The 25,458-nt window shown below is 50.9% G+C and carries 25 protein-coding genes; 16 read left to right on the top strand and 9 right to left on the bottom strand.

All coding sequences use genetic code 11. The annotated features are described in order from the left end of the window. Positions 1 to 29: 29 nt before the first annotated feature. Positions 30 to 1,169, bottom strand: coding sequence for a 3-dehydroquinate synthase (gene aroB / locus IPF95_08410; GenBank protein MBK6474721.1), 1,140 nt, complete (start codon positions 1,167 to 1,169; stop codon positions 30 to 32). A gap of 59 nt (positions 1,170 to 1,228) precedes the next feature. Here aroB and IPF95_08405 point away from each other — a divergent pair, with 59 nt between their 5' ends. The 3 genes from IPF95_08405 to IPF95_08395 all read left to right on the top strand — a co-directional run bounded on the left by IPF95_08405 (position 1,229) and on the right by IPF95_08395 (position 3,490). Then, positions 1,229 to 2,425, top strand: a complete 1,197-nt coding sequence (locus IPF95_08405) for a proline dehydrogenase family protein (protein ID MBK6474720.1) — start codon at positions 1,229 to 1,231, stop codon at positions 2,423 to 2,425. A gap of 35 nt (positions 2,426 to 2,460) precedes the next feature. Then, positions 2,461 to 2,838, top strand: coding sequence for a hypothetical protein (locus tag IPF95_08400; protein ID MBK6474719.1), 378 nt, complete (start codon positions 2,461 to 2,463; stop codon positions 2,836 to 2,838). A gap of 259 nt (positions 2,839 to 3,097) precedes the next feature. Next, positions 3,098 to 3,490 (top strand): hypothetical protein, encoded by a 393-nt coding sequence (locus IPF95_08395; GenBank protein ID MBK6474718.1) that lies wholly within the window; start codon positions 3,098 to 3,100, stop codon positions 3,488 to 3,490. Positions 3,491 to 3,502: 12 nt separating this feature from the next. Here the strand turns inward: IPF95_08395 and IPF95_08390 are convergent, their stop codons facing one another. The 4 genes from IPF95_08390 to IPF95_08375 form a co-directional block, all read right to left on the bottom strand. After that, a complete protein-coding gene (locus IPF95_08390; protein MBK6474717.1) occupies positions 3,503 to 3,889 on the bottom strand; it encodes a hypothetical protein in 387 nt (128 codons plus the stop codon). Positions 3,890 to 3,965: 76 nt separating this feature from the next. Beyond that, complete coding sequence (locus tag IPF95_08385; protein MBK6474716.1) at positions 3,966 to 5,186, bottom strand: alanine dehydrogenase; 1,221 nt, start codon at positions 5,184 to 5,186, stop codon at positions 3,966 to 3,968. A 128-nt stretch (positions 5,187 to 5,314) separates the two neighbouring features. Further along, positions 5,315 to 5,725, bottom strand: a complete 411-nt coding sequence (gene tsaE / locus IPF95_08380; GenBank protein MBK6474715.1) for a tRNA (adenosine(37)-N6)-threonylcarbamoyltransferase complex ATPase subunit type 1 TsaE — start codon at positions 5,723 to 5,725, stop codon at positions 5,315 to 5,317. A gap of 48 nt (positions 5,726 to 5,773) precedes the next feature. Beyond that, on the bottom strand, positions 5,774 to 7,327 hold the full coding sequence (locus IPF95_08375; protein ID MBK6474714.1) for a PglZ domain-containing protein: 1,554 nt from the start codon (positions 7,325 to 7,327) through the stop codon (positions 5,774 to 5,776). A gap of 220 nt (positions 7,328 to 7,547) precedes the next feature. Here IPF95_08375 and IPF95_08370 point away from each other — a divergent pair, with 220 nt between their 5' ends. The 11 genes from IPF95_08370 (at position 7,548) to IPF95_08320 (ending at position 18,360) form a co-directional block, all read left to right on the top strand. Continuing rightward, on the top strand, positions 7,548 to 8,771 hold the full coding sequence (locus IPF95_08370) for an HD domain-containing protein (GenBank protein ID MBK6474713.1): 1,224 nt from the start codon (positions 7,548 to 7,550) through the stop codon (positions 8,769 to 8,771). A gap of 113 nt (positions 8,772 to 8,884) precedes the next feature. Further along, complete coding sequence (locus tag IPF95_08365; protein ID MBK6474712.1) at positions 8,885 to 9,808, top strand: hypothetical protein; 924 nt, start codon at positions 8,885 to 8,887, stop codon at positions 9,806 to 9,808. 128 nt (positions 9,809 to 9,936) lie between these two features. After that, entirely contained in the window at positions 9,937 to 10,344 is a 408-nt protein-coding gene (locus IPF95_08360; GenBank protein MBK6474711.1) for a hypothetical protein, read from the top strand. A gap of 6 nt (positions 10,345 to 10,350) precedes the next feature. Then, a complete protein-coding gene (locus IPF95_08355) occupies positions 10,351 to 10,899 on the top strand; it encodes a DUF2911 domain-containing protein (protein MBK6474710.1) in 549 nt (182 codons plus the stop codon). 77 nt (positions 10,900 to 10,976) lie between these two features. Continuing rightward, positions 10,977 to 12,023 (top strand): UDP-3-O-(3-hydroxymyristoyl)glucosamine N-acyltransferase, encoded by a 1,047-nt coding sequence (gene lpxD / locus IPF95_08350; GenBank protein MBK6474709.1) that lies wholly within the window; start codon positions 10,977 to 10,979, stop codon positions 12,021 to 12,023. 113 nt (positions 12,024 to 12,136) lie between these two features. Continuing rightward, complete coding sequence (locus tag IPF95_08345; protein ID MBK6474708.1) at positions 12,137 to 13,588, top strand: bifunctional UDP-3-O-[3-hydroxymyristoyl] N-acetylglucosamine deacetylase/3-hydroxyacyl-ACP dehydratase; 1,452 nt, start codon at positions 12,137 to 12,139, stop codon at positions 13,586 to 13,588. Continuing rightward, complete coding sequence (lpxA, locus tag IPF95_08340; GenBank protein MBK6474707.1) at positions 13,585 to 14,367, top strand: acyl-ACP--UDP-N-acetylglucosamine O-acyltransferase; 783 nt, start codon at positions 13,585 to 13,587, stop codon at positions 14,365 to 14,367. The genes IPF95_08345 and lpxA overlap by 4 nt, the downstream gene beginning before the upstream one ends. 14 nt (positions 14,368 to 14,381) lie before the next feature. Next, the gene (locus tag IPF95_08335) at positions 14,382 to 15,002 is read left to right on the top strand and encodes an ABC transporter ATP-binding protein (GenBank protein MBK6474706.1); all 621 of its coding nucleotides are present in this window, start codon (positions 14,382 to 14,384) and stop codon (positions 15,000 to 15,002) included. Positions 15,003 to 15,546: 544 nt separating this feature from the next. Continuing rightward, complete coding sequence (gene efp, locus IPF95_08330) at positions 15,547 to 16,110, top strand: elongation factor P (protein MBK6474705.1); 564 nt, start codon at positions 15,547 to 15,549, stop codon at positions 16,108 to 16,110. Between the two features lie 95 nt (positions 16,111 to 16,205). Continuing rightward, entirely contained in the window at positions 16,206 to 17,132 is a 927-nt protein-coding gene (locus IPF95_08325; protein MBK6474704.1) for a UDP-3-O-(3-hydroxymyristoyl)glucosamine N-acyltransferase, read from the top strand. 1 nt (position 17,133) lies between these two features. Further along, a complete protein-coding gene (locus tag IPF95_08320) occupies positions 17,134 to 18,360 on the top strand; it encodes a PP2C family protein-serine/threonine phosphatase (GenBank protein ID MBK6474703.1) in 1,227 nt (408 codons plus the stop codon). A gap of 54 nt (positions 18,361 to 18,414) precedes the next feature. On the opposite strand, the gene IPF95_08315 is transcribed toward IPF95_08320, so the two are convergent. The 4 genes from IPF95_08315 to IPF95_08300 form a co-directional block, all read right to left on the bottom strand. Next, positions 18,415 to 19,845: an O-antigen ligase family protein gene (locus IPF95_08315; GenBank protein MBK6474702.1), complete on the bottom strand. Its 1,431-nt coding sequence runs from the start codon at positions 19,843 to 19,845 to the stop codon at positions 18,415 to 18,417. A gap of 3 nt (positions 19,846 to 19,848) precedes the next feature. Further along, positions 19,849 to 20,814: a hypothetical protein gene (locus IPF95_08310; GenBank protein ID MBK6474701.1), complete on the bottom strand. Its 966-nt coding sequence runs from the start codon at positions 20,812 to 20,814 to the stop codon at positions 19,849 to 19,851. Further along, positions 20,807 to 21,826: a hypothetical protein gene (locus tag IPF95_08305; GenBank protein MBK6474700.1), complete on the bottom strand. Its 1,020-nt coding sequence runs from the start codon at positions 21,824 to 21,826 to the stop codon at positions 20,807 to 20,809. The genes IPF95_08310 and IPF95_08305 overlap by 8 nt, the downstream gene beginning before the upstream one ends. A 96-nt stretch (positions 21,827 to 21,922) precedes the next feature. Then, positions 21,923 to 23,419: a polysaccharide biosynthesis C-terminal domain-containing protein gene (locus IPF95_08300; protein ID MBK6474699.1), complete on the bottom strand. Its 1,497-nt coding sequence runs from the start codon at positions 23,417 to 23,419 to the stop codon at positions 21,923 to 21,925. 251 nt (positions 23,420 to 23,670) lie between these two features. Here IPF95_08300 and IPF95_08295 point away from each other — a divergent pair, with 251 nt between their 5' ends. Further along, entirely contained in the window at positions 23,671 to 24,813 is a 1,143-nt protein-coding gene (locus IPF95_08295) for a glycosyltransferase family 4 protein (GenBank protein MBK6474698.1), read from the top strand. A 36-nt stretch (positions 24,814 to 24,849) separates the two neighbouring features. Beyond that, on the top strand, positions 24,850 to 25,437 hold the full coding sequence (locus tag IPF95_08290) for a ribonuclease HII (GenBank protein MBK6474697.1): 588 nt from the start codon (positions 24,850 to 24,852) through the stop codon (positions 25,435 to 25,437). Positions 25,438 to 25,458 lie beyond the last annotated feature (21 nt).

Genomic DNA, 25,458 nt, shown 5'->3' with positions numbered 1-25,458 from the left:
GTGACCCGCAATGGATCCACAAAGATCGCTCATCGGCGGTCACGCACAAGCAAGCGATAATGCTCCAATGCTTCACGTGCCATTTTTGCGGTTACAGGAACATCGGTGACCGCACTACCGATACGATCGATCAGTGTGAATCGGAATTCACCACCCTTGCTCTTTTTATCATTCCGCATCAGTTCCACCACGCGATGATCCGCAGCACCATCGATCAAATATGGTTTGTACAGTTCGATCAGGAAAGAGGCAATTCGATCATGATCCTCGCGATCAAGGCCACCGACCCTACTACTGATCCATGACTCCGTGATCATCCCGATCGCAACGGCTTCACCATGCAAAAGTGCGCGGTGCTGGCTTTCCCAGGAATACGCTTCAATGCCGTGCCCGATGGTGTGGCCGAAATTGAGCACCTTCCGATAGCCGGCCTCAAGGGGGTCGCGTTTCACCACTTCGGCCTTAATGGCTGCTGAGCGATAGATCAATGGTGCCAACGCATCCAGATCATGCAACGGTGCTTTTGTGATCGCTTTCCAATGGTTCGCATCCTCGATCAGACCGTGTTTCAACATTTCCGCAAGCCCGTTCAACAACTCGCGTTTATTCAATGTACGCAGGAACGGAGGGTAGATGAAGACCGCAAGCGGATCATGGAATGTTCCGACCATGTTCTTTGCCCCTCTCAGGTCGATCCCGGTCTTACCGCCTATCGCCGCATCGACCATGCCCATGAGCGAAGTCGGCAAATTGATAGAACGTATGCCTCGCTTGTAGGTTGAAGCAATGAAACCACCAAGATCGGATACGACGCCGCCACCCAGATTCAAGAGCACAGCACTCCGGTCAGCCTTTAATTCAGCAAGGTGTTCCCAAATATCTTGGCAGACGGGCAAACATTTGGATGGTTCTCCACTATTGACCGAGATCAGTTCCGCTTTCTGAAGGGATGGAACATGGGCCTGAACCTCAGGAAGACACTGGCTGATGGTATGTTCGTCGCCAAGCACAAAGCATTGCTTTGGCGCAAGCATTTTAAGCATCTTTTCCAAGAAATGCAGTGCGTCATGACCTGCGAACACGGGGTGTCCACCAGCGTCGATCTCTATGACCGCTTTCTTGATCCTGCCCATTGCTACTTTTGCTACCCTCAATTCGGTAGAGTTCATTGGAATGACCTCCACCGATGTTCAAATAAACGAAGGAACCAGTTACCTCAGCCCATCTGATGCCCAAAACCTTACTATCCACTGACCGATTACCTGACCTTGGAGATACCCGGACCGCCTTCGCTCATAAAAGCAATAGCGACCTTTTCAAGGCCTATTGGCTGTTCCGCATCATTGGTACGCCGTGGCTTACCGCTGCGGGAGCCAGTTTGACCAAGCTTGCCTTAGCGCTGCATTTACCGATAAAAGGGGTGATCAAGGCCACGATCTTCAAACAGTTCTGTGGTGGAGAAACAGTGCGTGAAAGCTTGTTCACGGCGGAGAAATTGGCCGAAAGTGGCGTTGGCACCATCTTGGATTACAGTGTGGAGGGGCAAGATGACGAAGCCACACTCGACGAGACCACGGAAGAGTTATTGGTCGGGATCCGTGCAGCGAACGGACAGAATAAGATACCGTTCGCGGTGTTCAAAGTAACCGGATTGGCACGTACCGAGCTGTTGGAAAAGGTCAGTTCCAAGGACCAGCTCACCTTGATCGAGACCGAGGAATGGAAACGTGTTGAAACTCGTTTTGCACGGATCTGCAAAGCTGGATATGATGCCGGCACTCCGGTACTTATTGATGCGGAGGATAGTTGGACCCAACAGGCAATTGATGACCTTACCGAAAGGCAGATGGCCTTGTACAACAAGCAGCGCGCAATGATCTTCAACACGCTTCAATTGTATCGCCATGATCGACTGACCTTTTTGAAGGACAGCTTTCAGCGTGCGGAACAGGGAGGCTATCACCTTGGCGTAAAGTTGGTGCGTGGTGCATACATGGAAAAAGAACGTGAACGTGCGGAGGAAAAGGGTTATCCCGATCCCATTCAACCGGACAAGGCAGCATGTGATCGTGATTACGATGCTTCGTTGGCATTCTGCGTGGAGCATTTGGACAGGATGGCCGTAGTGGCTGGAACGCACAACGAAAAGAGCACTTTGTACTTAGCGCAGCTGATGCAGGAGCGGGACATTGCATTGAACGACCCTCGCATCTGGTTCTCACAACTGTTGGGCATGTCGGATAACATCAGTTTCAACATGGCCGCAGCGGGATACAATGTGGTGAAGTATATGCCCTATGGCCCCGTGAGCAAGGTCCTACCCTATTTGATCAGAAGAGCGATCGAGAACACCAGTGCCCGTGGACAAACAGGTCGTGAACTAGGGTTGATCATTGCGGAACGGAAGCGGAGAGGGAAAATATAGCTCGGAGTTATGTGCTATGCAAAGAATGACATACGATGAAACAGGAATATAAGACACTACTATTCGGACTAGTCGCGGTTGGATTTCTTGATACACATGGTTCAATTACTTCAAGTCAATTTGACTTTAACTATTCACTTTTGTCCCTTATTTCATTTATCATTTACGGTACGACAGCTTTTATCGCAACCAGACAGAGGGACATAAAAACAGGAATGATCTACGCAGCAATTTTGGGACTATTTGACACGACAGTTGGATGGAAAATATCAATGTTGCTTGACGCAAACACAGGGGATATTGAAAATCAAGCAACGAGAGGACTTTGGATCATAACTGCAATAATTGGGACTGGAGTTGCTGCATTATTCGGACTACTAGGTAGTGGACTGACCAGAATAACAGGAAAGTAATTCGCAAGCGCATAACACGGTGTATTAACAATAGCTCGCGCAAGCCAAAGCTCAAAAGCCGCTACTTCTCATACACAAAACGTTGATTGGATTGTGTTGTTCGTGGCTTGTTTCCATTGAGCAGATACAAGTAGCACCAACCAACTCACACGATCATCAGCGCTCCGGGACCAATTATCAACCCGGACAGCCATTCAACCTGAAAGACCTTTGGGCTATGTGGCTGTGTGCTATCATTGCTTCATAAAACCCAAACACAATGCGCAATCTCTCAACCATCTCGATCCTGCACTATGTATATGGTGGCCTTATTTGTCTTACGGCAATCGTTCTCGGGTTCATCCTATATGCTGTTGGTGGAATGATGAACAGCGATCTTGTGCAGCATGATATGGATGCACCGCCAGAGGTCGTCGGGCACTTAATGCAGAGCATTGGGGCCGGAGTTGCATTCGCCGTACTTGCTTTTGGGGTATTCGTGATGCTAAGCGGTTATTGGATCTCCCAAGCACGGAACCGAACCGGATCCATGGTCATTGCCGCGTTGTGCTGTCTAAGCATCCCCTTCGGAACCGCACTCGGTGTTTTCACACTGATCACATTGAGCAACGACGAGGTAAAACAGCATTATAGCGGGATAGGTCCTATCTAATACATTGACCACCTATTGGACCAACACAATACGTTGAAGTGTCGCAGTGGTATCCAGGTCAAAATCGCGGAGCACAGCGATCGTTAGGTCAGCGTTCCGGCCAGCAACGATCGTGCGCATTGAATAGAAAATGCTATCTGGTGTGCGCTTGCTTGCACCTAGGTCCAATGATGCGCTATCCAAAGAAAGACGCACTGCATTAAGGTCAGTTGACCATTGCGCAAGTTGCTGATCTGCTTCCGGTGATGCCTTTATCAGGGTACATGTCAATCGTTGTTTCACTTTGTTCTCCGGCAGCCATTTCCCATTGGTGACGCGGTCGCCATAGAACTTATAGGCCATCATTCCACCGAGGATCAAACCTATGAGGTAGAGCGTTAAGCGGCGTTGAAGAGACATTTGTTTTTTAGAACTAAGTAACTGGTATTGGGTACAGGGTACGGTTCTGTACTAGGTACTCTGTACCCAATACCTATTAGAATGCTGCAAGCAAAATATCCAAGTCCTTGAAAGGAAGCTTGAATGCTTCACCCAATATAGCGCTGGTAACATGACCATTGTACAGGTAGACGCCATGGCGAAGACCAAGATCGCGTTTGATCAGTTCCTCGAAACCACCTACGTCTCCCATATGCAGAAGCATGGGGCCGAAAATATTACTGAGGGCTGTGCTGGCCGTTCGGGGTACGCGACTTGCGATGTTCGGTACGCAATAATGCAACACTCCATATCGCTTGTACACAGGATCGGTATGTGTGGTGACCTCACTGGTCTCAAAGCAACCACCGCGATCAATGCTGATATCCACGATCACCGACCCGCTTTTCATCTCCTTCACCATCTCCTCGGAAACCACCATGGGTGTGCGGCCATCTTCGGAGCGAACGGCACCAATGGCAACATCAGCATTCTTCAGTGCTTTACCAAGTTCATTCGGTTGTATCACGGATGTCCAAACACGACTTCCGAGATCATTCTGCAAACGACGTAAACGATAGATGCTACGGTCGAACACCTTGACACTAGCACCCAGGCCAAGGGCGGCTCGCGTAGCGAACTCACCGACGGTACCGGCTCCAACCACGACCACTTCCGCAGGGGCAACACCGCTGATACCACCAAGCAAAAGACCTGGTCCGCCCTTTTCTGCACCGAGGTATTCACTTGCCACTTGGATACTTGTAGTTCCGGCGATCTCACCCATCGCACGAATGATCGGATAGATCCCTTCACGATCTTTTATATAATCCCATGCAACAGCGGTCATGCGCTTTTCCATCATCCGGCGCAGGGTATCCTTGGGTTGAACGGTAAGCTGCAGTGCCGAAATGAGGATCTGCTTATGGCGCAGCATTTCGATCTCCGTATGGTTGGGCGGAGCGACCTTCAGGATCATATCCGCCTTGAAGACCTCTTCCGCACTTTCGACCACCATGGCACCGGCTTCGCTATAGTCGTTGTCCTGGAATTGTGAAGAACCTCCGGCACCACGCTCGATCAGCACTTCATGACCGCGCCCTACCAATACGGCCACTGCAGAAGGAGTTAACGGAACACGGTGTTCTTGGAAGGATATCTCTTTCGGGATACCTATGAAGAGGCTTTTCTTCTTACGACCCGTTGCTAATGCTTGCTCTTGCGGGAGCATGGTCATCTCGCGGACCAATTGTTTCGTGAGTTGGCTGGAAAAGCTCATTCGGTTCGGCCACTGAGAGAAGATCGATAAGGCGCTGCAAGATAAACCATAAGCTCACTTTGGCACAATAGCAAAGAACAAGGGTTTTGAACGATGACCTCGGAACATGTGCCAACGAACAAGGCAGATCACGGTGTTGGGCCTATTTGTAATCTGCGCGTGCCGTTGGCAGATACACTGATATCAATAACAACGGCATCACTCGGCAACAGGTCCAACGCCAGCTCAGGCCACTCGATGAAGCAGTATCCACCACTGTCCACATATTCCACGAATCCGATGCCTTCCAGTTCTTCGGCTGCCCGTATGCGATACAGATCGAAGTGGTAGAGACGGTCGCCGTGTTCCGTTCGGTACTCATTCACGATCGAAAAACTGGGACTACTCGTACCCTCGCTGACGCCAAGAATTTCGCACAGCCCTTTGATCAATGTTGTCTTTCCGGCACCCAGATCACCCTTCAAAGCGAACACACGATGATCCTTATAACTATTCAGGATCAACCGGGCGATGTCCGGGACATCAACGGGTCTGCGCAGAAGTAAGGTGGAGATCACGGGTAGTGGGTTTTCAAAAGGGAAGCTGCCTTACCTCGGCTTAAGTACCGCCCACGGGATCAGCATCTCTTCCAAGGAAATGCCACCATGCTGGAACGTATGCCTGAAGTAGGACACGAAATGATTGTAGTTGTTCGGGTACACGAAGAACCGATCGCCTTTAGCAAAAATATAGCTCGTGCTCATATTGGCTTTCGGAAGGAAAACAGAAGCTGGGTCCTTGATCTCCAGAACATCGCGTTTTTCAAACGTGAGGTTGCGACCATGCTTATAGCGCAAGTTGCTATTCGTGTTGCGATCGCCCACCACTTTGCTCGGTTCATTCACGCGAATGGTGCCATGATCCGTGGTGATCACCACACGCCCCCCACGTTCTGCAATTCCTTTTAGAATATCGAAGAGCGGCGAGTGTTCGAACCAACTTTTCGTAAGACTGCGGTAGGCCGCATCATCTTCGGCAAGCTCACGGATCACCTCCATTTCAGTACGCGCATGACTTAGCATATCCACGAAATTGTAGACGATGACATTGAAGGGATTCTCCATCAAATTGTCCAAACTGTCCGCGAGTTTTCGGCCGGCATTCAAGTTCAGGATCTTGTGATAACTGTATTTCACCTTCTTACCCAAGCGTTGCAAATGCGCACCAACGAATTCATCCTCATGCGCGTTCTTGCTGCCTTCCTGGTCCTCACTGATCCATTTACCGGGATGGCGCTTTTCAATATCACTCGGCATCATACCAGCGAACAAGGCGTTTCGTGCATACTGCGTTGCCGTCGGAAGAATGCTATAGAACATTCCTTGTTCCTCGATGCGATAGAATTGGCCTAATATCGGCTCCAGCACACGCCATTGATCCAACCGCAGGTTATCGATCAGTACCATGAACAATGGACTTCCCTTCTCATCAATGTGCGGTGCGATCTTGGCCTTGAGAAGTTGGTGTGATTGCAATGGAACATCATCACCTTTACCATTCACCCAATCCACATAATGATCGATCACGAACCGGCTGAACTGCTCGTTGGCCTCGGCCCATTGGGAACGTAGAATATCGGTCATTCCTTGGTCCTGATTACCACTCAGCTCCAACTCCCAGCGCACCAATTCATCGTAAAGTGTTATCCATTCTTCGGTACCGAGCCTGTCGCCGAGGCGCATGCTCAACTGCCGGAATTGCTGTTGGTAGCTGCTGCTGGTCTTCTCGCTCACGAGCCTGCGCCCTTCCAAATTCTTTTTCAATGAAAGCAGGATCTGGTTCGGGTTCACCGGCTTGATCAAGTAATCACTGATCTTACCACCGATCGCTTCTTCCATGATGTGCTCCTCCTCACTTTTGGTGATCATTACGATCGGCACGTGAGGATGGATCACTTTGATGCGACCAAGCGTTTCAAGACCGCTGATGCCAGGCATGTTCTCATCCAAAAAGATGATATCATACTCTTTGGCCTTCACTTTTTCAATAGCATCCAACCCGCTATTAACGGTATCCACGACATAGCCTTTTTGTTGCAGGAAGAGAACGTGTGGGCGCAATAGATCGATCTCGTCATCAGCCCAAAGAATGTTAGCGGTCATGTTCAAAACGGTTGCCCCAGTAGGTCGGGACGGTTCCATGGTACGTGTGGTCATAACAACCGAACGCAAAAAATACGCAGGTGTTGCTTACTGATCTCTTGTGGGTGCAAAGTACGAGGGTTCTTAGCGTTAATGTTTGTTAGCTAATGAAGGCTTCTACCTACTAACGGCTGAAAGCGTTGGTCTTACCCGCGAATTCACGACCTTGGCACCGGCTTGCATGAAGATCCTGAACGACCCCATCTACGGATTCATCACGGTAGCGCACGCGGAGGTGTTGCGGTTGATCGATCATCCTTGGTTCCAGCGGCTGCGCTACATCAAGCAATTAGGGTTAGGGCATCTCGTGTATCCTGGAGCGTTGCATACGCGCTTTCACCATGCGTTGGGCGCAATGCATCTCATGGGCGAAGCGATCCACACGCTCCGCAGCAAAGGACATGAGATCACGGAAGAAGAAGAACTAGGAGCCACCATCGCCATACTCTTGCATGACATTGGGCACGGGCCATTCAGCCATGCGTTGGAACATAGCCTCGTTGATGGGATAGGACATGAGGACATCAGTGCCTTGGTCATGGATCGCCTGAACGAAGAATTCGGTGGAGGGTTGGAACTTGGACTTCGGATATTCAGGGATCAATATCCGAAGCATGCATTGCATCAATTAGTGAGCAGCCAGCTCGATGTGGACCGCATCGATTACCTGAACAGGGATAGCTTTTACACGGGCGTTAGCGAAGGTGTGATAGGCGGCGAACGCATTCTGAAGATGTTACAGGTCAAGGACGATAAACTTGTAGTGGAGCAGAAGGCGGTTTACAGCATTGAAAAGTTCATCGTTGCCAGGCGATTGATGTATTGGCAGGTTTACTTGCACAAAGCGGTAGTGGCGTGTGAGATGATGCTGGTGGAAACACTTCGGCATGCCAAGGAGATGGCTTTGCGCGGAACCGTACTCTTCGCTTCTCCTGCCTTGCAACAATTCCTTACGAACAGGCACGATCGCGCATCGTTCCAGAAACCGGAGGTGTTGAATGACTTCCTGAAACTGGACGATCATGACATCATGGGTGCGATAAAGGTCTGGTGCGATCATCCGGACACCACACTATCGCGCCTTTCCACGGATCTTGTGCAACGCCATAACCTCCGCATCAAATTGCAGGATAAGCCATGGCCTGCCGAGCGGATCAATGATCTGAAGCGACGTGTTTCCAAGGCACTTCAAGTACCGCTACCCGAAGCGGACCGGTTCGTACTGCACGGCAGTATCATCAACAATGCCTATGATCCTAGCAAGGACCGCATTGAGCTTCTGTACAAGGACGGCGCCTTGGTCGACATTGCTGAAGCCAGTGATAACCTCGGCATAGCCGCCATGGCGAAACCTGTGGAAAAATTCTACTTGGCCTGGCCGCGGTGGTTACAAGAGGAAGCCTAAAGGTCAGACGGAGGCTAGATCGTTGAAAACTAGGCTGTTTTGTTGAAAAGTAGCCACTTTATATAAGATCAAATCTTTTCAGTCTCAGGACCTTTACGCTGCCGAATCACACAATGCCAAGTACAAAAAATACTCCGACGAACTATCTTCGCGATGAAGAAATGGCTTCGGGTAGTCTTACAAGTTCATTGAATAAGACACCGAAGGATCTCTTAACTGAAGTGACGCCTACTCTCCCAAATAGTGTCGCGAGGCAAAGATCTGAGCATCGCACCGGAAGTACCTATAAAGGTATTCCACCACTTATCCATTACGTATGGTTCGGTGGGGAACCGCATTCCGCAGCTATGCAGAAGCGCATCTCGAAATGGCACGATCTTATGCCGGACCATGCGATCATTGAGTGGAACGAGAGCAACTTGGACATTGACTCCCATCCATTCATGAAACGGATGCTTGAGGCCAAGCAGTACGCATATGCCAGCGATGTTGCACGGCTATTGGTCCTTAGGGATCACGGAGGTCTATACTTGGATACTGATGTGCGAATGAAGAAAAGCCTTGCGCCTTTCTTCGATCGCCGGACCTTATGGTCATTCGAATACGACCACTTCCTATCCACCGCAATAATGGGCAGCGTTGCGGGTCATCCATTGATCACGGCGTTGCTTGCACAATACGATGAAATGGTGGAACCTGAGGTCAATAATGTCATTGTAACGAAACACTTCATCGAAACCTACCCGAAATTCCGCTTGAACAATAAGGAGCAGATCATAGGTGGCGATATCCGAATTCTGCCGAAGGAGTATTTCATTCTACCCTCCTTCCGTCCAGGCAAGAATTTCAGCGTTCACCTTGCTGATGGACAATGGCGCAAGAAAAATGGGTCCATGGGTATTGGCACCATAGCACGCATGATCCTCGGAGACGTGCTATTCTTCAAGCTCTACAATCTCCAAATGGGCTGGCGCAGTGATTTTCCGGCCATGGAAAAAGCCAGACGAATTAAAGGCAGATCCTCTGCCCCGGAATAGGTGATCCCATAGAATAGCATCATCAATTTCGCAACGCACGATCATCTCAATGAATGAGTTCGGCACTTCGCAAGGTCCTAAAGATCCCTGCTACCGAAAGTTCATAGCATGCCATTACCTTCGGCACCATGAATACCAACTGGGCCAAGATCCTACTCTTCAGCTTGATCGGATCCGTATTGGGCTTCCTCGTGTGCAGGGTCAGTTGTAACGGAAATGCGAAATGCGATCGCAACAGCATGTGCACATCCGCCTCGGCATGTGGCCATGGAAACGAGGGTAAAGAAAATTGCTGCAAACGCGGCCACGAAGGTCATCAACGGAATGACGAGGATCATAGCGAGCATCCTGGCGATGCAGAAGCTGAACGGATCGTGAGCGAATTGGAAAAAGTTGATTTCATCGGTGATACCACGATAGCTATTGACGATGGAAAAGTGCGTGTATTGCGGGACGCCAAGAACATCAGCGTACATGTCGATTTGGTAGATAAGGCGTCCGTTGAAAAAGAAATTGAGATCGAAAAGACCCATTGAGCCATCATGTCGAAAACAGTAAAATGGACAGTGATCATTGCTGCCGTGCTCGGAATTGGGGCCTATGTTGCCCTGAAATTCATGAAGGTGCAGACCAAGCAGGCAAGTCCGGAAGTGGAGCAGACCTATATCGTTGGTGACTTGACCGCAGTTTTGCATTATAGCAGGCCAAGCAAGAAAGGCCGTGTGATCTTCGGATCCTTGGTTCCCTTCGGAAAAGTTTGGCGAACCGGTGCGAACGAAGCGAGTACCATCAGCTTCAATGAATCCATCACCTTTGGTGGAACTGCGGTACCGGCAGGTACCTATACGTTGTGGACCACACCGGGTGCGGACCAATGGAGCGTCTACCTCAATAAAAAAATGTACGGTTGGGGAATTGATTTCGATGGAAATGCCATGCGTGACCCTTTGGAAGACGTTGCCGTGGCTAAGGTTACCCCGCAAACACTGACCACACCGGTTGAACTGTTCTCAATATCGGTCGGAGGTACACCGGCAACATTGGTCCTGGAATGGGATCTGACACGGATCGAGGTGCCATTGGATCAGTAATTCGCCTGAGCCTTACCTTATGGAACAACAAATGCCAAGATATCAACGTCCTATCTTCGCACGCAAGTAAACCGCCCATGCAGTTCTCCGCCGGACAGATCGCCGATTTCCTTCAAGGAACAGTGGACGGCGATGCCCAGATCCTGGTATACGATGTGGCCAAGATCGAAGAAGGCAGAACTGGCACGCTTACTTTTCTTTCCAATCCCAAATACACCGAGTATTTGTACTCCACGGCTGCGAGCATAGCCATCGTTGAGGACAGGTTTCAGCCCAGCAAGCCGTTGGCCAAAAGCCTTACGCTCATACGCGTGAAGGACCCGCGCGCTGCTTTCGCGAAGTTGTTGGAGATGCACGATCTGCAGATGCACAACAAGATCGGTTATGAACAACCCAGTTATATCAATCCAAAGGCCAAGTTGGGCGATGACGTCTATGTAGGTGCCTTCACGTATATCTCTGAGAACGCTGTCATTGGCAATGATGTAAAGATCTACCCGAACTGTTTCATCGGTGATGGTGTGATCATCGGATCCGGTTCGCGGCTTTATGCAGGCGTGAAGGTGTATGCCAAGAGCGCGATCGGCGCGAACTGCATCATACACAGTGGCACTGTGATCGGAGCGGATGGATACGGTTTTACTGTAACTGAAGCAGGTACGCAAGAGAAAATGGCCCAGATCGGCAATGTCATCATCGAGGATGACGTGGAGATCGGCGCCAATTGCACCATCGACAAGGCAACACTCGGGTCCACATTCATCCGACAAGGCGTTAAACTGGATAACCTCATTCAGATCGGGCACAACGCGGACATTGGTGCCCACACATTGGTGGTGGCGCAGACCGGGATCGCTGGTAGCACGAAGATCGGCACGCATTGCATGATCGGTGGTCAGGTCGGGATATCGGGCCACCTGAACATTGGTAACCGGGTGAAGATCGCTGCCCAAAGCGGGATCGGATCCGATATTGCGGATGATTCCGTGGTTCAGGGTTCTCCAGCATTCAACATCGGCGAGTACAAACGCAGTTACGTGGTATACCGCAATTTGCCGGATCTCAGAAAGCGGTTGGAGCTTCTGGAGAAGGAACTGGACGCGTTACGCAAGGCGGCGGAATAGGGAGTTAGCTCCTGCACGATCACACCTTTTCAAAGGAACGCTCCCAGATATTGCGCGGGATCCTACCTTCGCGGAGCACTTGCATGATCATGTGCAAGCGCGTAATGCAACCCATGAGCGACCAACAGCATACATTGAAAGGCAGTGCCACGCTTAAAGGCGTAGGGTTACATACCGGCGAACCGGTCACTTTGAGTCTTCGTCCTGCGCCCATTGGGCATGGCTACAAGTTCCAGCGGACGGACCTGGATGGTGAGCCCATCATCGATGCCGATGCGGACCTTGTGATCAGTACGGAACGCGGAACGACGCTTGGCAAAGGTGATGTCGTGGTGAACACCACCGAACATGTATTATCCGCACTCTACGCCTTAGGTGTGGACAATTGCCTGATCCAAGTGAGCGGTCCGGAGATCCCGATCATGGATGGCAGTGCCCTGCCTTTCGTTAACGCCATTGAGACAGTTGGATTGGAAGCACAGGACGCCCCACGTAATTGGTTCGTATTGAAAGAACCGCTCTGGTTCGAGACCAAGGAAAAAGGCACCGAAATGCTGGGCGTACCAACACCAGGCGGTGAGTTCCGGTTAACGGTGATGGTGGATTACAACAGTCCGGTCCTTGGAACGCAGCATGCCAGCATGTATCGTTTGGACGAGTTCAAGGAGGAAATTGCACCGTGCCGCACGTTCGTTTTCCTGCGGGAGCTGGAACACCTCGCCAAGCTGGGCTTGATCAAAGGCGGAGACCTCAATAACGCCATCGTATTGGAAGACCGTGAAGGCACCACCAAGGAGCAATTAATGGAATTGGCCAAGACCTTGGGCCGCGAGTACGAGGAAGTGGAGATCCGCCGCAATGGAGTACTGAATACCACGGACCTGAAGTTCTTCAACGAACCGGCACGCCATAAACTGTTGGACATCATTGGTGATCTGGCTTTGGTGGGCCGCCCGATCAAAGGTCATATTCTGGCTGGTCGTCCGGGCCATTTCGGCAACACCAGTTTTGCAAAGCGCCTCAAGGAAAAGATGCGCGAAGAGGACAAGAATCCGGTATCGCATATCGACCTAGGCGCAAAACCCCTCTTTGATATCAACGACATCCAGCGCATGCTGCCTCACCGCTACCCGTTCCTGTTGGTAGATAAGGTGATGGAGATGGATGAGACCACGATAGTAGGTGTGAAGAACGTAACCATGAACGAGCCTCAGTTCACGGGCCACTTCCCCGGAAACCCCGTAATGCCGGGTGTTCTACAACTGGAGGCCATGGCGCAGGTGGGTGGCATATTCGCATTGAGCAAAGTTCCCGATCCGGAATTCTACACCACCTACTTCCTAAAGACCGATGGCATACGGTACAGACGCAAAGTGATCCCGGGCGATACGATCATATTCCACTTGGAGCTTATCACCCCGATACGCCGTGGCATCGTTCACATGCGAGGCAAGGGATACATCGCGGGCGTGCTGGCAGTAGAAGCAGAAATGATGGCCCAGATCGTAAAGGATAAAGAAGATCCAGCGGCTACGGCCAAGCAAGCAACGGCTACTGCGCAATGACCATTTCCAAATTAGCGTACATACACCCGGATGCCAAACTAGGCAAGAATGTCACTGTAGAGCCCTTTGCAGCGGTATACGGCGATGTGGTCATTGGTGATGGCACATGGATAGGCCCGAACGCAATTCTGATGGATGGTGCACGTATCGGAAAGAACTGTAGGATATTTCCTGGCGCGGTGATCAGTGCCATACCGCAGGATCTGAAATTCAGAGGCGAAAAGACCACTGCCGAGATCGGTGATGGAACAACGGTTCGTGAATGCGTTACCGTTAACCGGGGAACAGCCGACCGAGAGCGTACTACTGTGGGCGAGAACAGTCTTCTCATGGCCTATGTGCATTTGGCACACGACTGCATGCTTGGCAGCAATGTTGTTATTGCGAACAGTGTAAACCTTGCGGGACACGTTACCATAGACGATTGGGCCATTCTGGAAGGCAATGTCGCGGTGCAACAGTTCATCCACATTGGTGCGCACAGCTTTGTGGCGGGAGCAAGTCTTGTTCGCAAGAACGTACCACCCTACGTGAAGGCGGCACGTGAGCCACTGAGCTACATGGGCGTGAATGTTGTTGGTCTGCGTCGGCGCGGCTTCAGTGATGATGCAGTGATCCGGATCGAGGACATTTACCGGGAGATCTTCGTGCGCAATACGAATGTTGACAGAGGCGTGCAGAACGTGGAACAGACCATGCAACGCAGCCCTGAACGTGGTACCATTCTCGATTTCATCCGCAACAGTCCGAAAGGGATCATGCGTGGATTGGCGGAATAGCGCGTTGCATTCCAATGCACGTCACACTCCACGATATCGCCAAACAATACGGTCGCGAAATTGTATTCCGAGGGGTTGACCTTTCCCTTGAAGCGGGCAGTCGCACAGCGATACTAGGACCGAACGGCAGCGGAAAAAGCACCTTGCTCCAGATCATTGCCGGTGCCATCATTCCCACGCAAGGCACCATTCTACATACTTTGAATGGCACACGGCTAGAGCAGGAACAAGTGTACACTCACATCAGCATTGCAGCACCCTATTTGGGATTATATGAAGACCTAAGCCTGCGCCAGACCATTGCGTTCCACGCGCGTTTCAAACCATTCCGCCAAGGAATGGCCCCGGACGCCCTTGCCAAGCTTGCGTACTTGGACCATGCCCTGGAAAAACCAGTGAGCCACTTCAGCAGTGGCATGAAACAGCGCTTGAAATTGGCCCTTGCGATTTTGAGCGATACCCCCTTATTGCTCTTGGACGAACCCACAAGCAACCTCGATGCCGAAGCCATTGCGTGGTTCAGCCAGCTGCTACGCGACCACGCAGATAACCGCACGTTGGTCGTAGCGAGCAACCGACAAAAAGTTGAATTTGAATTGTGCGAGGGGGTTGTGGAAGTTGGCAGCTACAAGTGAAAGCCTTGTGGATACTGCTTTAAGTTTGAATTGGTCCTGCAGGTTTTTTGGGTTGAAGAGGCCTGTACTCAATTCAACGTATCATTCAAACAAACCCTTGAACTCCAGGTTCTCCGTGAACTGATCTTTTCCGAGCTCCATGATCCTGAGCGCTTCTGCAGTGTCGCCGGTCTCTTTCTTGAACTCTGCGTAGTGGGTCATTCCTTCGCGTAGTAAGCGTTGCTGGTCCTTGCGTAAACGGTCGATACCCGAAATGGCATCATAGGCTTTTTAGAAGGCTTTCATGCTTTCACCCGCGTCCCGTGCAAGTTTGGAGCGGTATTGGACCGTGGCCAGCATTAACCAAGCCGCTGCGTTCTTCAGATCATAATTCAATCCTGTTCAGCTCAACAACATCGGTACTGAAGCGCTATTTGACGTATGCGTGCATGCAGTGTTTTGCGTATCAGCGGCAAGGCGGGTCGAAAAGCATATACAATTCAATTGGTCCGGGATATTCCGAAATCCCTAAATTCGCGGCCCTCATACACAGCAAGCGCAACCCATGGCCACTTCCTCAGACATCAGCATCGGCACCTACCTCCGCTTCAACAATGACATTTGCCAGATGATGGAGTGGCAGCACCGCACACCCGGCAACCTGCGTGCCTTCTACCAAGGTAGGATGCGCAACCTACGCACCGGTAAGCTGAACGAGCATCGCTGGCGCAGTGGTGAGGTGATCGACATCTTGCGAGTAGAGATCCACGAACTGCAATACCTCTACCGTGAAGGAGATAACTTGGTGTGCATGGACCAGACCACCTACGAGCAGAAGCATATCCCCGTAGTGTTGTTCGGCGATGGGTTCCGTTTCATGAAAGAAGAAATGATAGTGCAGGTAGGCTTCGAGAGCGACATTGCCATTTTTGCCACTCCTCCTAAGACCGTTGAATTGGAAGTGACCTACACGGAGAACGTTGTGAAAGGTGACACCAGTAATAAAGTGATGAAGTCCGCAACCTTGGATGGTGGTGCAGAGGTGAGCGTACCCAGTTTCGTGGAGATCGGAACCGTTATTCGTGTAGATACCGAAACCGGTACGTACATGGATCGGGTGAAAAAGTGATTCCTGCTTCCTGATTCCTAATTCCGACGCAAGGATCAGGAATCAGGAATCGAGCGTAGCGAGCAATTAGGAATTAGGAATGTAAATTAGCCCTCGTGGACCTTACACCATCCAGTACCGCTAAAGACATCGCTCAATTACTGGGCGCAGAAGTGAAGGGCAATTCGGACCTCGCTGTTACCGGGATCAATGAGATCAACCGCGTACGTGCTGGAGATCTAGTATATGTGGACCACCCCAAGTACTACGAAAAAGCACTGAACAGTGCGGCTACCACCATCTTGTTGGACAAAGATGACATTGTCATACCGGACGGTAAAGCCATTATCATCAGCGATGATCCGTGCCGCGATTACAACACGTTGATCATCCATTTCAACCCGCGTAAAGCGTGGGGAAGTATTGAACCGTTGATCGGAAGAGGTTCCGAGGTGCACTCAAGCGTGGTACTAGGTTCCAATGTGCGCATTGGAGTTGACTGTTTGATCATGCCTGGTGTAGTGATCTATGAGAACACCACGATCGGAAACAACGTGATCATCCATGCGAACACAGTGATCGGATCGGACCCGTTCTATTACAAAAAGCGAAAGAATGGCTATGAAAAGATGGTGCCCGGAGGCAGCGTGGTGATTGAGGATGATGTGGAGATCGGAGCGCAATGTGCCATTGATCGTGGTGTTAGTGCGGAAACACGGATCGGCCGTGGCACCAAGATCGATAACCACGTACACATTGGTCATGATACGCTCATAGGCCGCAATTGCTTGTTCGCTGGTCATGTAGCCATTAGTGGGGCCGTTGTGATCGAAGATGATGTAACGCTTTGGGGCCAAGCAGGCGTACCCAGTAAATTGCGGATAGGCAAAGGCGCCACGCTATTAGGCCAAAGTGCCATCATGAATTCAGTAGAAGGCGGCAAGACCTACCTAGGTAGTCCTGCGGGTGAATGGCGCCAGAAAATGCGGGAGATCGCGTTGATCGCCAAATTGCCGGATCTCTTTAAAAAGATGGAAGGCTGATATGGCCCGTCTCGATAGGATCATAGAACGATTGGACCTGAAGGAGTTCCAGCTTCGTGCATTATTGGATGTCACCAAGGCGATCAACAACAACACGGGGCGTGAAGACTTATTGAAGCTGTACGAACACTCCTTGCGCGAAGAGCTCGGGATCACACGACTGATGCTATTCGAATTCACGGAAGGTGCATGGAGCCGCATTCTAGCTTATGGAACGGATAGTGGAGATCCGGACATTGATGTCATGGCCTTATTCGGCGAGAACAATGACATCCAAGTGATCGGTACTGAGCACGCGATCAGTTTAGGTTCCTTCGATATCGCAGTACCGGTGCATCATCAGGATAGGCCGCTGGCGTTGTTGCTTATTGGTGATATCGACGAGGAAGAACAGCGGATGAGTCCCGCAGTGAAGCATCTGAACTTCATTCAGACCATGACCAATTTGATCGTGGTGGCCATGGAGAACCAGCGCTTGGCGAAACAGGCCTTGCAACAAGCGCTCGCAAAACGCGAACTGGAACTGGCTGCGGAAATGCAGAACATGCTCGTGCCACGTGATCTACCCAACAACGAGCGCATCAAGGCTGCCGGCTGGTACCAGCCACACAGTGAGGTAGGTGGCGATTACTACGATGTGATCAGCTTGAACGAGGATGAGGTGGTCATTGCGGTTGCGGATGTGAGCGGAAAAGGAATTGCAGCGGCTTTGCTGATGAGCAATTTCCAAGCGAACCTACATGCAAGTGTTCGGCATGGTAATGATCTTACTGCCGTGGTGAACGACCTGAACGATAAGGTCTTCCTTAGTGCTCGCGGTGAGCGGTTCATCACCCTTTTCCTTGGACATATCAATCTACGAGCGCGGCGGATCAGTTACGTGAATGCTGGTCATAATGCGCCTCTGGTCTGCGATGCGGATGGAATTCGCACGTTGCAGGATGGAAGCATTGCGTTGGGCATGATGCCGAAATTGCCTTTCCTGAACGTGGGCGAAGCAGCGTTACCTAAACCGGCGACGATCTTGTGCTATACCGATGGGCTGGTGGAACAGGAGGATATCCACGGCAACGCGTTCGAGACCACTATGGTCGAACGCATGATGGTGGAACTTGGCGGCAATGGTCCTCAATTCCTCAACAAAGCACTGATCAAGTCCTTCGAGACACACCGCGGCACGCAACCGTATCTGGACGATATCGCGTTGCTTACGTGTCGGATCTATTGATCTATCGGAGCCGAGACAGCAGGCATTTTTCAGCCTCAGCACCTTCGTATCAAATTAGGTCTTTGTGGCCCTCGGATACTTCAGATCCAATAGGACGATCATCGCCGTGAATGCCCAGAACGGTACCGACGCTTTATCGGTATCCAGGAAGTTATTCAACCCGCCGTGGAGATAGTAGGTTACCAGCCCAAGTATCAAGGCCATGAGGATGGCGCGATCAGCACCCGGCGGCATGCGATAATGCAAGTGTACCGCCGTGATCAGCGTTACCAGCACCAGAGCTGCCATCAACAGGAACCCAAGCACCCCTTGTTCTGAAAGTGGGCCTAAGTACTCACTGTGCGCATTCCCTTGTACCCCGAAATTAGTAGAGATGATCGTACGATCCTCCGAAGCTTGGAACGGTGCATACTGGAACATGTAAGTACCCGGTCCCCAGCCGAACAACGGTTTCTCCTCGAACATCCGTAATGCGGAATTCCAACGATTGATCCGTTCCAGGTTCGATGCATCGCTGGAAATATTGGAGATGGACTGCACATGCTGGCCAAGATCGTCCGACGACTCTTCGGTGTTACTTGCCAAGGCCAAGGTTATCTGTTCCTCGTTCGCAAAATAGACTCCACCACCAATGATCAGAACCGCAGCAACGGACCAAAGTGGGATCCGCAACTTCATAAAAATGAAAACACCGAGTGCACCTACTAGGCTCACCCATGCTGCGCGTGTATAGGAGAATATCAGTCCTGCAGTTAGCAACACTAACATCAGCAAGGCAAGGCTTTTCCAAACTGCGGATCGCCCCGGAAGCCACAGTGCGGTGATCCCGAATGGCAGGAAGAATGCGATGATGGCACCGTAGCTCGTATGGTCCTTGAAGAAGGGTTCCATCACCCAATGCGCAGGTTCGTGTGCAAAGGAAAATTGCGCATGCTTCGTCAGCGTATAGATGATCACGATACAAAGACCGCTGATGTACGCCCAGATGAAACGTTGCATGTTCCGTTCATCCTCGAACACTCTTGTGACCAGAAAGAACATGGTGACAACGAACCATAGGCGTGCCGTGAAATACTTGAACGATACCAGCGGCATACTGCTGGGGAGAATACAGATGAACATCCATGTCAACTGAAGCATGATCACCCAAGTGATGGGATGCCGGAGGACCTTGCCACTGATCACATTCCTTTCCACGGAGATCTTCAGTAGCATGAGCAGCATAAGCCCTACCAGCAATGGTTCCGTGGGCAGCGCAATACCCAGACCACCAAGGTCCATCTCTTCCAGATTGATGGAGAGCGGCGTTGCGAAAGCGATGAACAGGACCAGGTTATTCACCGAAGTGAACATGGCCCAGATCACCAATAGAACCGCAGGAAGCGCACTGAACCAGTAGATCTCCTTCGCTATGAACGCTGCATTGATCAGAACGAACAACACGCATACGGTGGCGATCCAATGTACTTTCAGCGCTTGTACCATTTTCTATTCAGGATCACCGTTCCCTTTGCTCCGCTCCTTGATCATGAATAATGCGAAACACAGTAGCTCCGCTGCCACGACCGTGATCAGTAGGATCAGCCACCGGATGGGATATACCTTTTTATCACTCACTTCAGGGTAGGTCACCACATTGGTATAGGTCAGCTCTTTGGTAACATCATTCACTGCAACCTCATATTCCGTGAGCAGCCGGTTGTAGTTATAACGGAACATATCGCTAAGCCCGCTCAAATAGCGGAACTCACCACCCTTCTCTTCAAGTTCCTTCATAAGCGCCTCCAATTGCTGTTTTTGTGCTGAATTCGCTCCTGGTGATGAAAGAAGCTTCACATATCCTTTGGTCACTTCTTTCGCCTGGACCTCGTATGCCAAAAGTCCATTCCCTTGTCTTAAATGATCCAATCGCGCCTCGATGGAATCCAGCTTGTGGCGTTCGTTCTTCATCGCTCTAAGAGCCATGCGTTCCACTTCCCTGGATTTCTCACGTTGTAAGCGACGCGCCAAAAGGTTGGCTTGGTTCAACATCTCCAGCACCATATCACGGGCCACTCTCGGATCTTCATCCAGAACCTCGATCATTACGGATTCATACCGCGTCTTACTGATCTCCACACGATCATTGAACTCGTTGTACAAAGCGAAGTATCCACCATTCAGCGCTGTATCCACGTCATAGGACTTGGCAAGGTCGAAACGGGTGATCAGACTATCGCGGATAATATTGCTCTCCAACAACTGCAGCAATTGATCGGTGCGGGTCTCCTGACTGTAACTGTTCAGATTCACCGGATAAACGGTGGCTTTTGAAAGGAATTTCGGGGGAATGAAGGTTGGGCCGCTGAAGACATAAGCACATGCAATTGCAGCTGCGCCAACTATGGTGAATGTTCGCCAATTGGAGCGTACGATCCCAAAGAACCACTGAAAGGAGAGATCTTTATCAGCCATTGCTCGCACGGATCTTTTGAATATTTGCTTGAATAACGATCAATAGCAGTGCCAGTAACAGACCGGCAATAGCGCTAATGGCAACCACAAGCCACCGTATCGGATAGCTCTTCTTGTCGGCCGGCACAGCACGATCCACGATGAATTTATGCGGCAGCGTACTTTTCAGGTCTGCTTCTGCATGTCTCATCTTCATACGGAGCACCCCAAGCCTTACCGTTTCCTCGCGGATCAGATCCTGAAGGGTAACGTAGGCCCCGCCATACTCAGCAAGCACACTGAACCGATCCTCCAATTCGCGCACAGCTCGCTTATCCCCTTTCAGGATGGCGGCACCCATGTATTCGTTGTACCGTTCGGTCTGTGTGTGATAATCGTGCACACCAAGTTGGCGCAACACTTTCATACTGTCCTCCAAGAGTGAAATGACCTGTTCCATTTCAAGAACATTCTTCTGTACGATGCCATAGCCGACCATCGCGCGTTCATCCACCATTTGCGACCACACCGTATCCACCTGATCGGCAATGAAATTAGCCATATCCGATGCGCGTTGAGGATCATCATCCATAACACGGGCCTTGACACTTCCGAATTTGGTGTATTCGAACAGGACATGATCCAGGTACGCGTCCTTCAGTTCAGCTTCGCGCGTTTTGCTGTCCGCCTCGATGTTGTACACATTGTACAGGTCGAATTGCTTGGCTACGTGGTTCCGTACCATATCGGAATAGAGGATCTGCATCAACTGCTCGCCATCCTCTTCATCACCAAGTGCAAGAATATCCTCGGAGGTTCCGGAGTATTCATACAGCAACGCTTTGGAAGTGGATTGCGTGATAGCAGGGAACATGACCACTTCACTTTTATAGAGCGGAGTGATGACGTAGGCGGCAACGGTACCGCAGATGATGGCCAATGCGGTTATTCCGATGATCAATTTACGGTGTGCCCATAAGAAGAGCGCGAGATCATAGGAATTCTGTTCCTTGGGTTGAGAGGTCTGCGACATGCGAACGAACTACTTAAAAAAGGTCGGCTAAAGTAAGCCTTTGGCCCGGTGAACGTGATATACTGGAATTTATTGGTGCGGAGCACCACTTTCCGCTCAATTCATGTCATGATCAGTGTCGGTTCCGCTGTATTTCACGGCAAACAACGTTCGGATAGCGCGAAGATCCAACATACCGGTTACCACGGCAAGCCCCAAAGCTCCTACGCCAAATATGGCAAGTGACAGAACAAATGTGGTTCCGGTCCACAGAAGTACCCAAGCCATGCCAGCTAAGGCCAGCGTATAACCCAATGCCCTGCCAAGAACCGCGAGCGGCATACGAAGCTTGTATATGCGTATGGCAAGTATTACCTGCGCCGCTGCCGTCGCCATCTGCGTTACGAGGCTGGCCCATGCTGCACCTTCTGCTTGATAACGGGGGATCAGGATCGCGTTAAGGCAGATATTCACCACAGCACCAATACCGGCCAACCAGTTCAAGGTTCGCAGATCTCCTCCGGCGGTTAGCAGCGTACCAAAGATGTAGGTGGTGCAAACCCCAACAAAGCTCCAGATCAGCAAGGCGAAGACCGTTCCGGAGCGGACCGTATTGGTACTATAAAGAAGTTGCATAAAGTCGATGGCATGCACCGAGCCGATCACAGCAATGGCCAATGATCCAGCCAGAACAAGTTTGAATGCCATGCCTACCAACGGGTCCAACCCTTCGCGTCCACCGGGACCTGGAGCAGCCTTCGGAGAAAGCATGCGGCTGAACAGGGGCAAGAGCAATCCGGCGAACAGGTACCCGATCATATTGAACGCCTCGAAGAACCGGAACCCTTGGTAATAAACGCCGGCTTCGAACGCACCATCCGGAAGCATCCGCTCCAACATCAACGTATCGGTTCTGTAGTAGAAGGTCATCAACAGGATCAGCAGTGCGTAGGGGAAGCTTTGCCGCAGGACTACCCGTCCGAATGTCATATCCCACTTCGGGATCACCTTTCCACTAAGTCGCAGGACCAACACCAGAGCCACCACGGTCGTAATACCATATGAAATGGTCTGGGCCCAAACGAACCATTCGATCCGAAAAGGCGCGCCACCTACCCTGCCCCAAAGTGCCCAGCCAACCATGCCGATCAATAACAGGCGGTCCAACACACTCAGCAAACTATCGGTACGCAAATGTTGGGCACCAGCGATATTGCTACGGAAATAGAGAATGGTGGCTGCTAGGATCTGGTTCAATACCAGCCAACCGAGCATACTTAATTGGTCACCGGAATAACCCAATAGCAACCCGACACCCAAAGAGAGCACAGCATACAGACCAGCCAATACAAAACGAACACCCACCACCCCACTGAAGTACTTGCCCATGAGGTGGGTGTGTTGCGCGATATGGCGCGTATTGTAATTGGTAATGCCCAGATCCAACACGATGTTCAGCAAAAAGCCAAGACTGAGCAATGCCGCGTAGCCACCATAAGCCGTAGCACCTACAGCCTCCTGCACCCCGGCATCAATACCCAGAATGTAGAACGGCTTTACCAGTAGGTTCAACACCAGTATCAGGCCGAGGTTAGTGAGGAAGGTGCGTTGCATTAGCGGCCGTGAAGATGAGAAGATGATCGGAAAGGTGAGCAACGGCTAACTTGGCCGCTTTCTTATCCAGCATTATGAACATAACCCGAAATATTCTTATTGCCCTTGTTCTCGTGATAGGTTGAACTGCCAAAGCTTACAGTTCTAAAGAGAGGACGATGAGAACACTAGTGTTGCAGAAAGGAATAAGGTTCATTGAGTGATCTCAGGTATAAATTCAAGACCGATCCAATAACATTGCTACCTAGCAAATGCGCATCGCCATAAATACACGCCTTCTACTACCGGATAAGCTCGAAGGCATCGGCTGGTTCACGCATGAGATCATATCGCGCATAGTAAAAGCGCATCCGGAACATACGTTCATTTTCATCTTCGATCGCGCATTCGATCAACGGTTCATCTACGCCGAGAACGTTGAACCGGTAGTGATGTGGCCTCCCACTCGCCACCCGTTGCTCTACCGCATCTGGTTCAATTGGCTCTTACCACGAAAACTGAAAAAGCTGAAGGCCGATGCGTTCATAAGCCCGGATGGATACTTGGCGCTGCACAGCACGATCCCCACCTTGGCGGTGATGCACGACATCAATTTCGAGCATTATCCTGAAGATCTTCCTGGAGCCTATGGCAACTATTATAGGAGCTACTTCCCACGGTTCGCAAGGCATGCAACACGTTTGGCTACGGTGAGTGAATTCTCGCGACACGATATCGCCACTACCTATGGTGTCTCAGAGCCACATATCGATGTGGTCTACAATGGTGTCGGTGAAGTTTTCCGACCACTGACTGCTGAAGAGATAGCGAATTCGCGAACCGAATTCGCGCAAGGCCATCCGTACATCACCTGTGTAGGGTCACTCAATCCGCGGAAAAACATTGCACGTTTACTATTGGCGTTTGATGGCTTGATCACGGAACATGGATCCGAACTGCGTTTGGTGATCGTAGGCGAAAAATTCTGGTGGGACGGCAACATGAAACAAGCGTGGGACAAAGTCATCCACAAGGACCGTGTGATCTTTACCGGGAGGCTCGGCCAACCAAAACTACACAAGGCGTTGGGTGGTGCAGAATGCTTGGCGTTCGTGAGTTATTTTGAAGGTTTCGGAATTCCTGTTGCGGAAGCAATGCAATGCGCAGTGCCCGTAGTTGCTGCCGAAGCGACCAGCTTACCGGAGATCGCCGGAGATGCCGCGTACTACTGTGACCCCTTCAGTGTAAGCGACATTACGCGAGCCTTGCATGAGGTGTGTACCGATCCAGAGATCCAGGAAAAGCTTCGCGCAGCGGGTCCTCTTCGCGCAAAGCGCTACACATGGGACAAAGCGGCGACCGAACTTTGGAACAGCTTCGAAAAGATGTTGGATGATGCGGGTATTTCACAATGAAACCTTAGCCTGATCAACTCGGATCATTCCTGAAAAATGCCACTCGCACCTTACCATACAAAAGAGCTACTGGAAGCCGGTTGTGACGAAGCAGGTCGCGGCTGTTTGGCAGGCCCTGTTGTTGCCGCCGCTGTGATCCTACCACATGGAGTGCGCTTGCCGGGTTTGAATGACAGCAAAAAGATCTCGCATGCGAAACGCAGCGAACTTCGTCTCTTGATCGAAGAGCGCGCGATCGCTTGGTCCGTCGCATTCGTTTCCCCTGAAAAGATCGATGAGATCAACATTCTGCGGGCTTCCTTTTTGGCCATGCATAAGGCCATTGCAGTACTGAAGATCGCCCCGCAGCAATTACTGATCGATGGTCACCTATTCGACACCTACGCAGATATTCCGCATGTGTGCATGATCAAAGGGGACGGACGTTACCGCAGTATCGCAGCGGCCAGCATACTCGCCAAGACACACAGGGACGCCTACATGGCAGAATTGCACACTGCCCATCCGGAATACAATTGGGCCGTGAACAAAGGTTACCCTACTGCTGATCATCGCGCTGCGATCGAACGGATCGGATCATGCGTACATCACCGAACGAGTTTCCGGTTGATCAAGATCCGCTAGTTCAAAAAGCGACCAGCGGTA

The organism is Flavobacteriales bacterium, assembly GCA_016704485.1.
GTDB lineage: Bacteria > Bacteroidota > Bacteroidia > Flavobacteriales_F > PHOS-HE28 > PHOS-HE28.
Note: the sequence above shows the minus strand (reverse complement) of the source record. Positions and strands in the feature narration are given on the sequence as shown.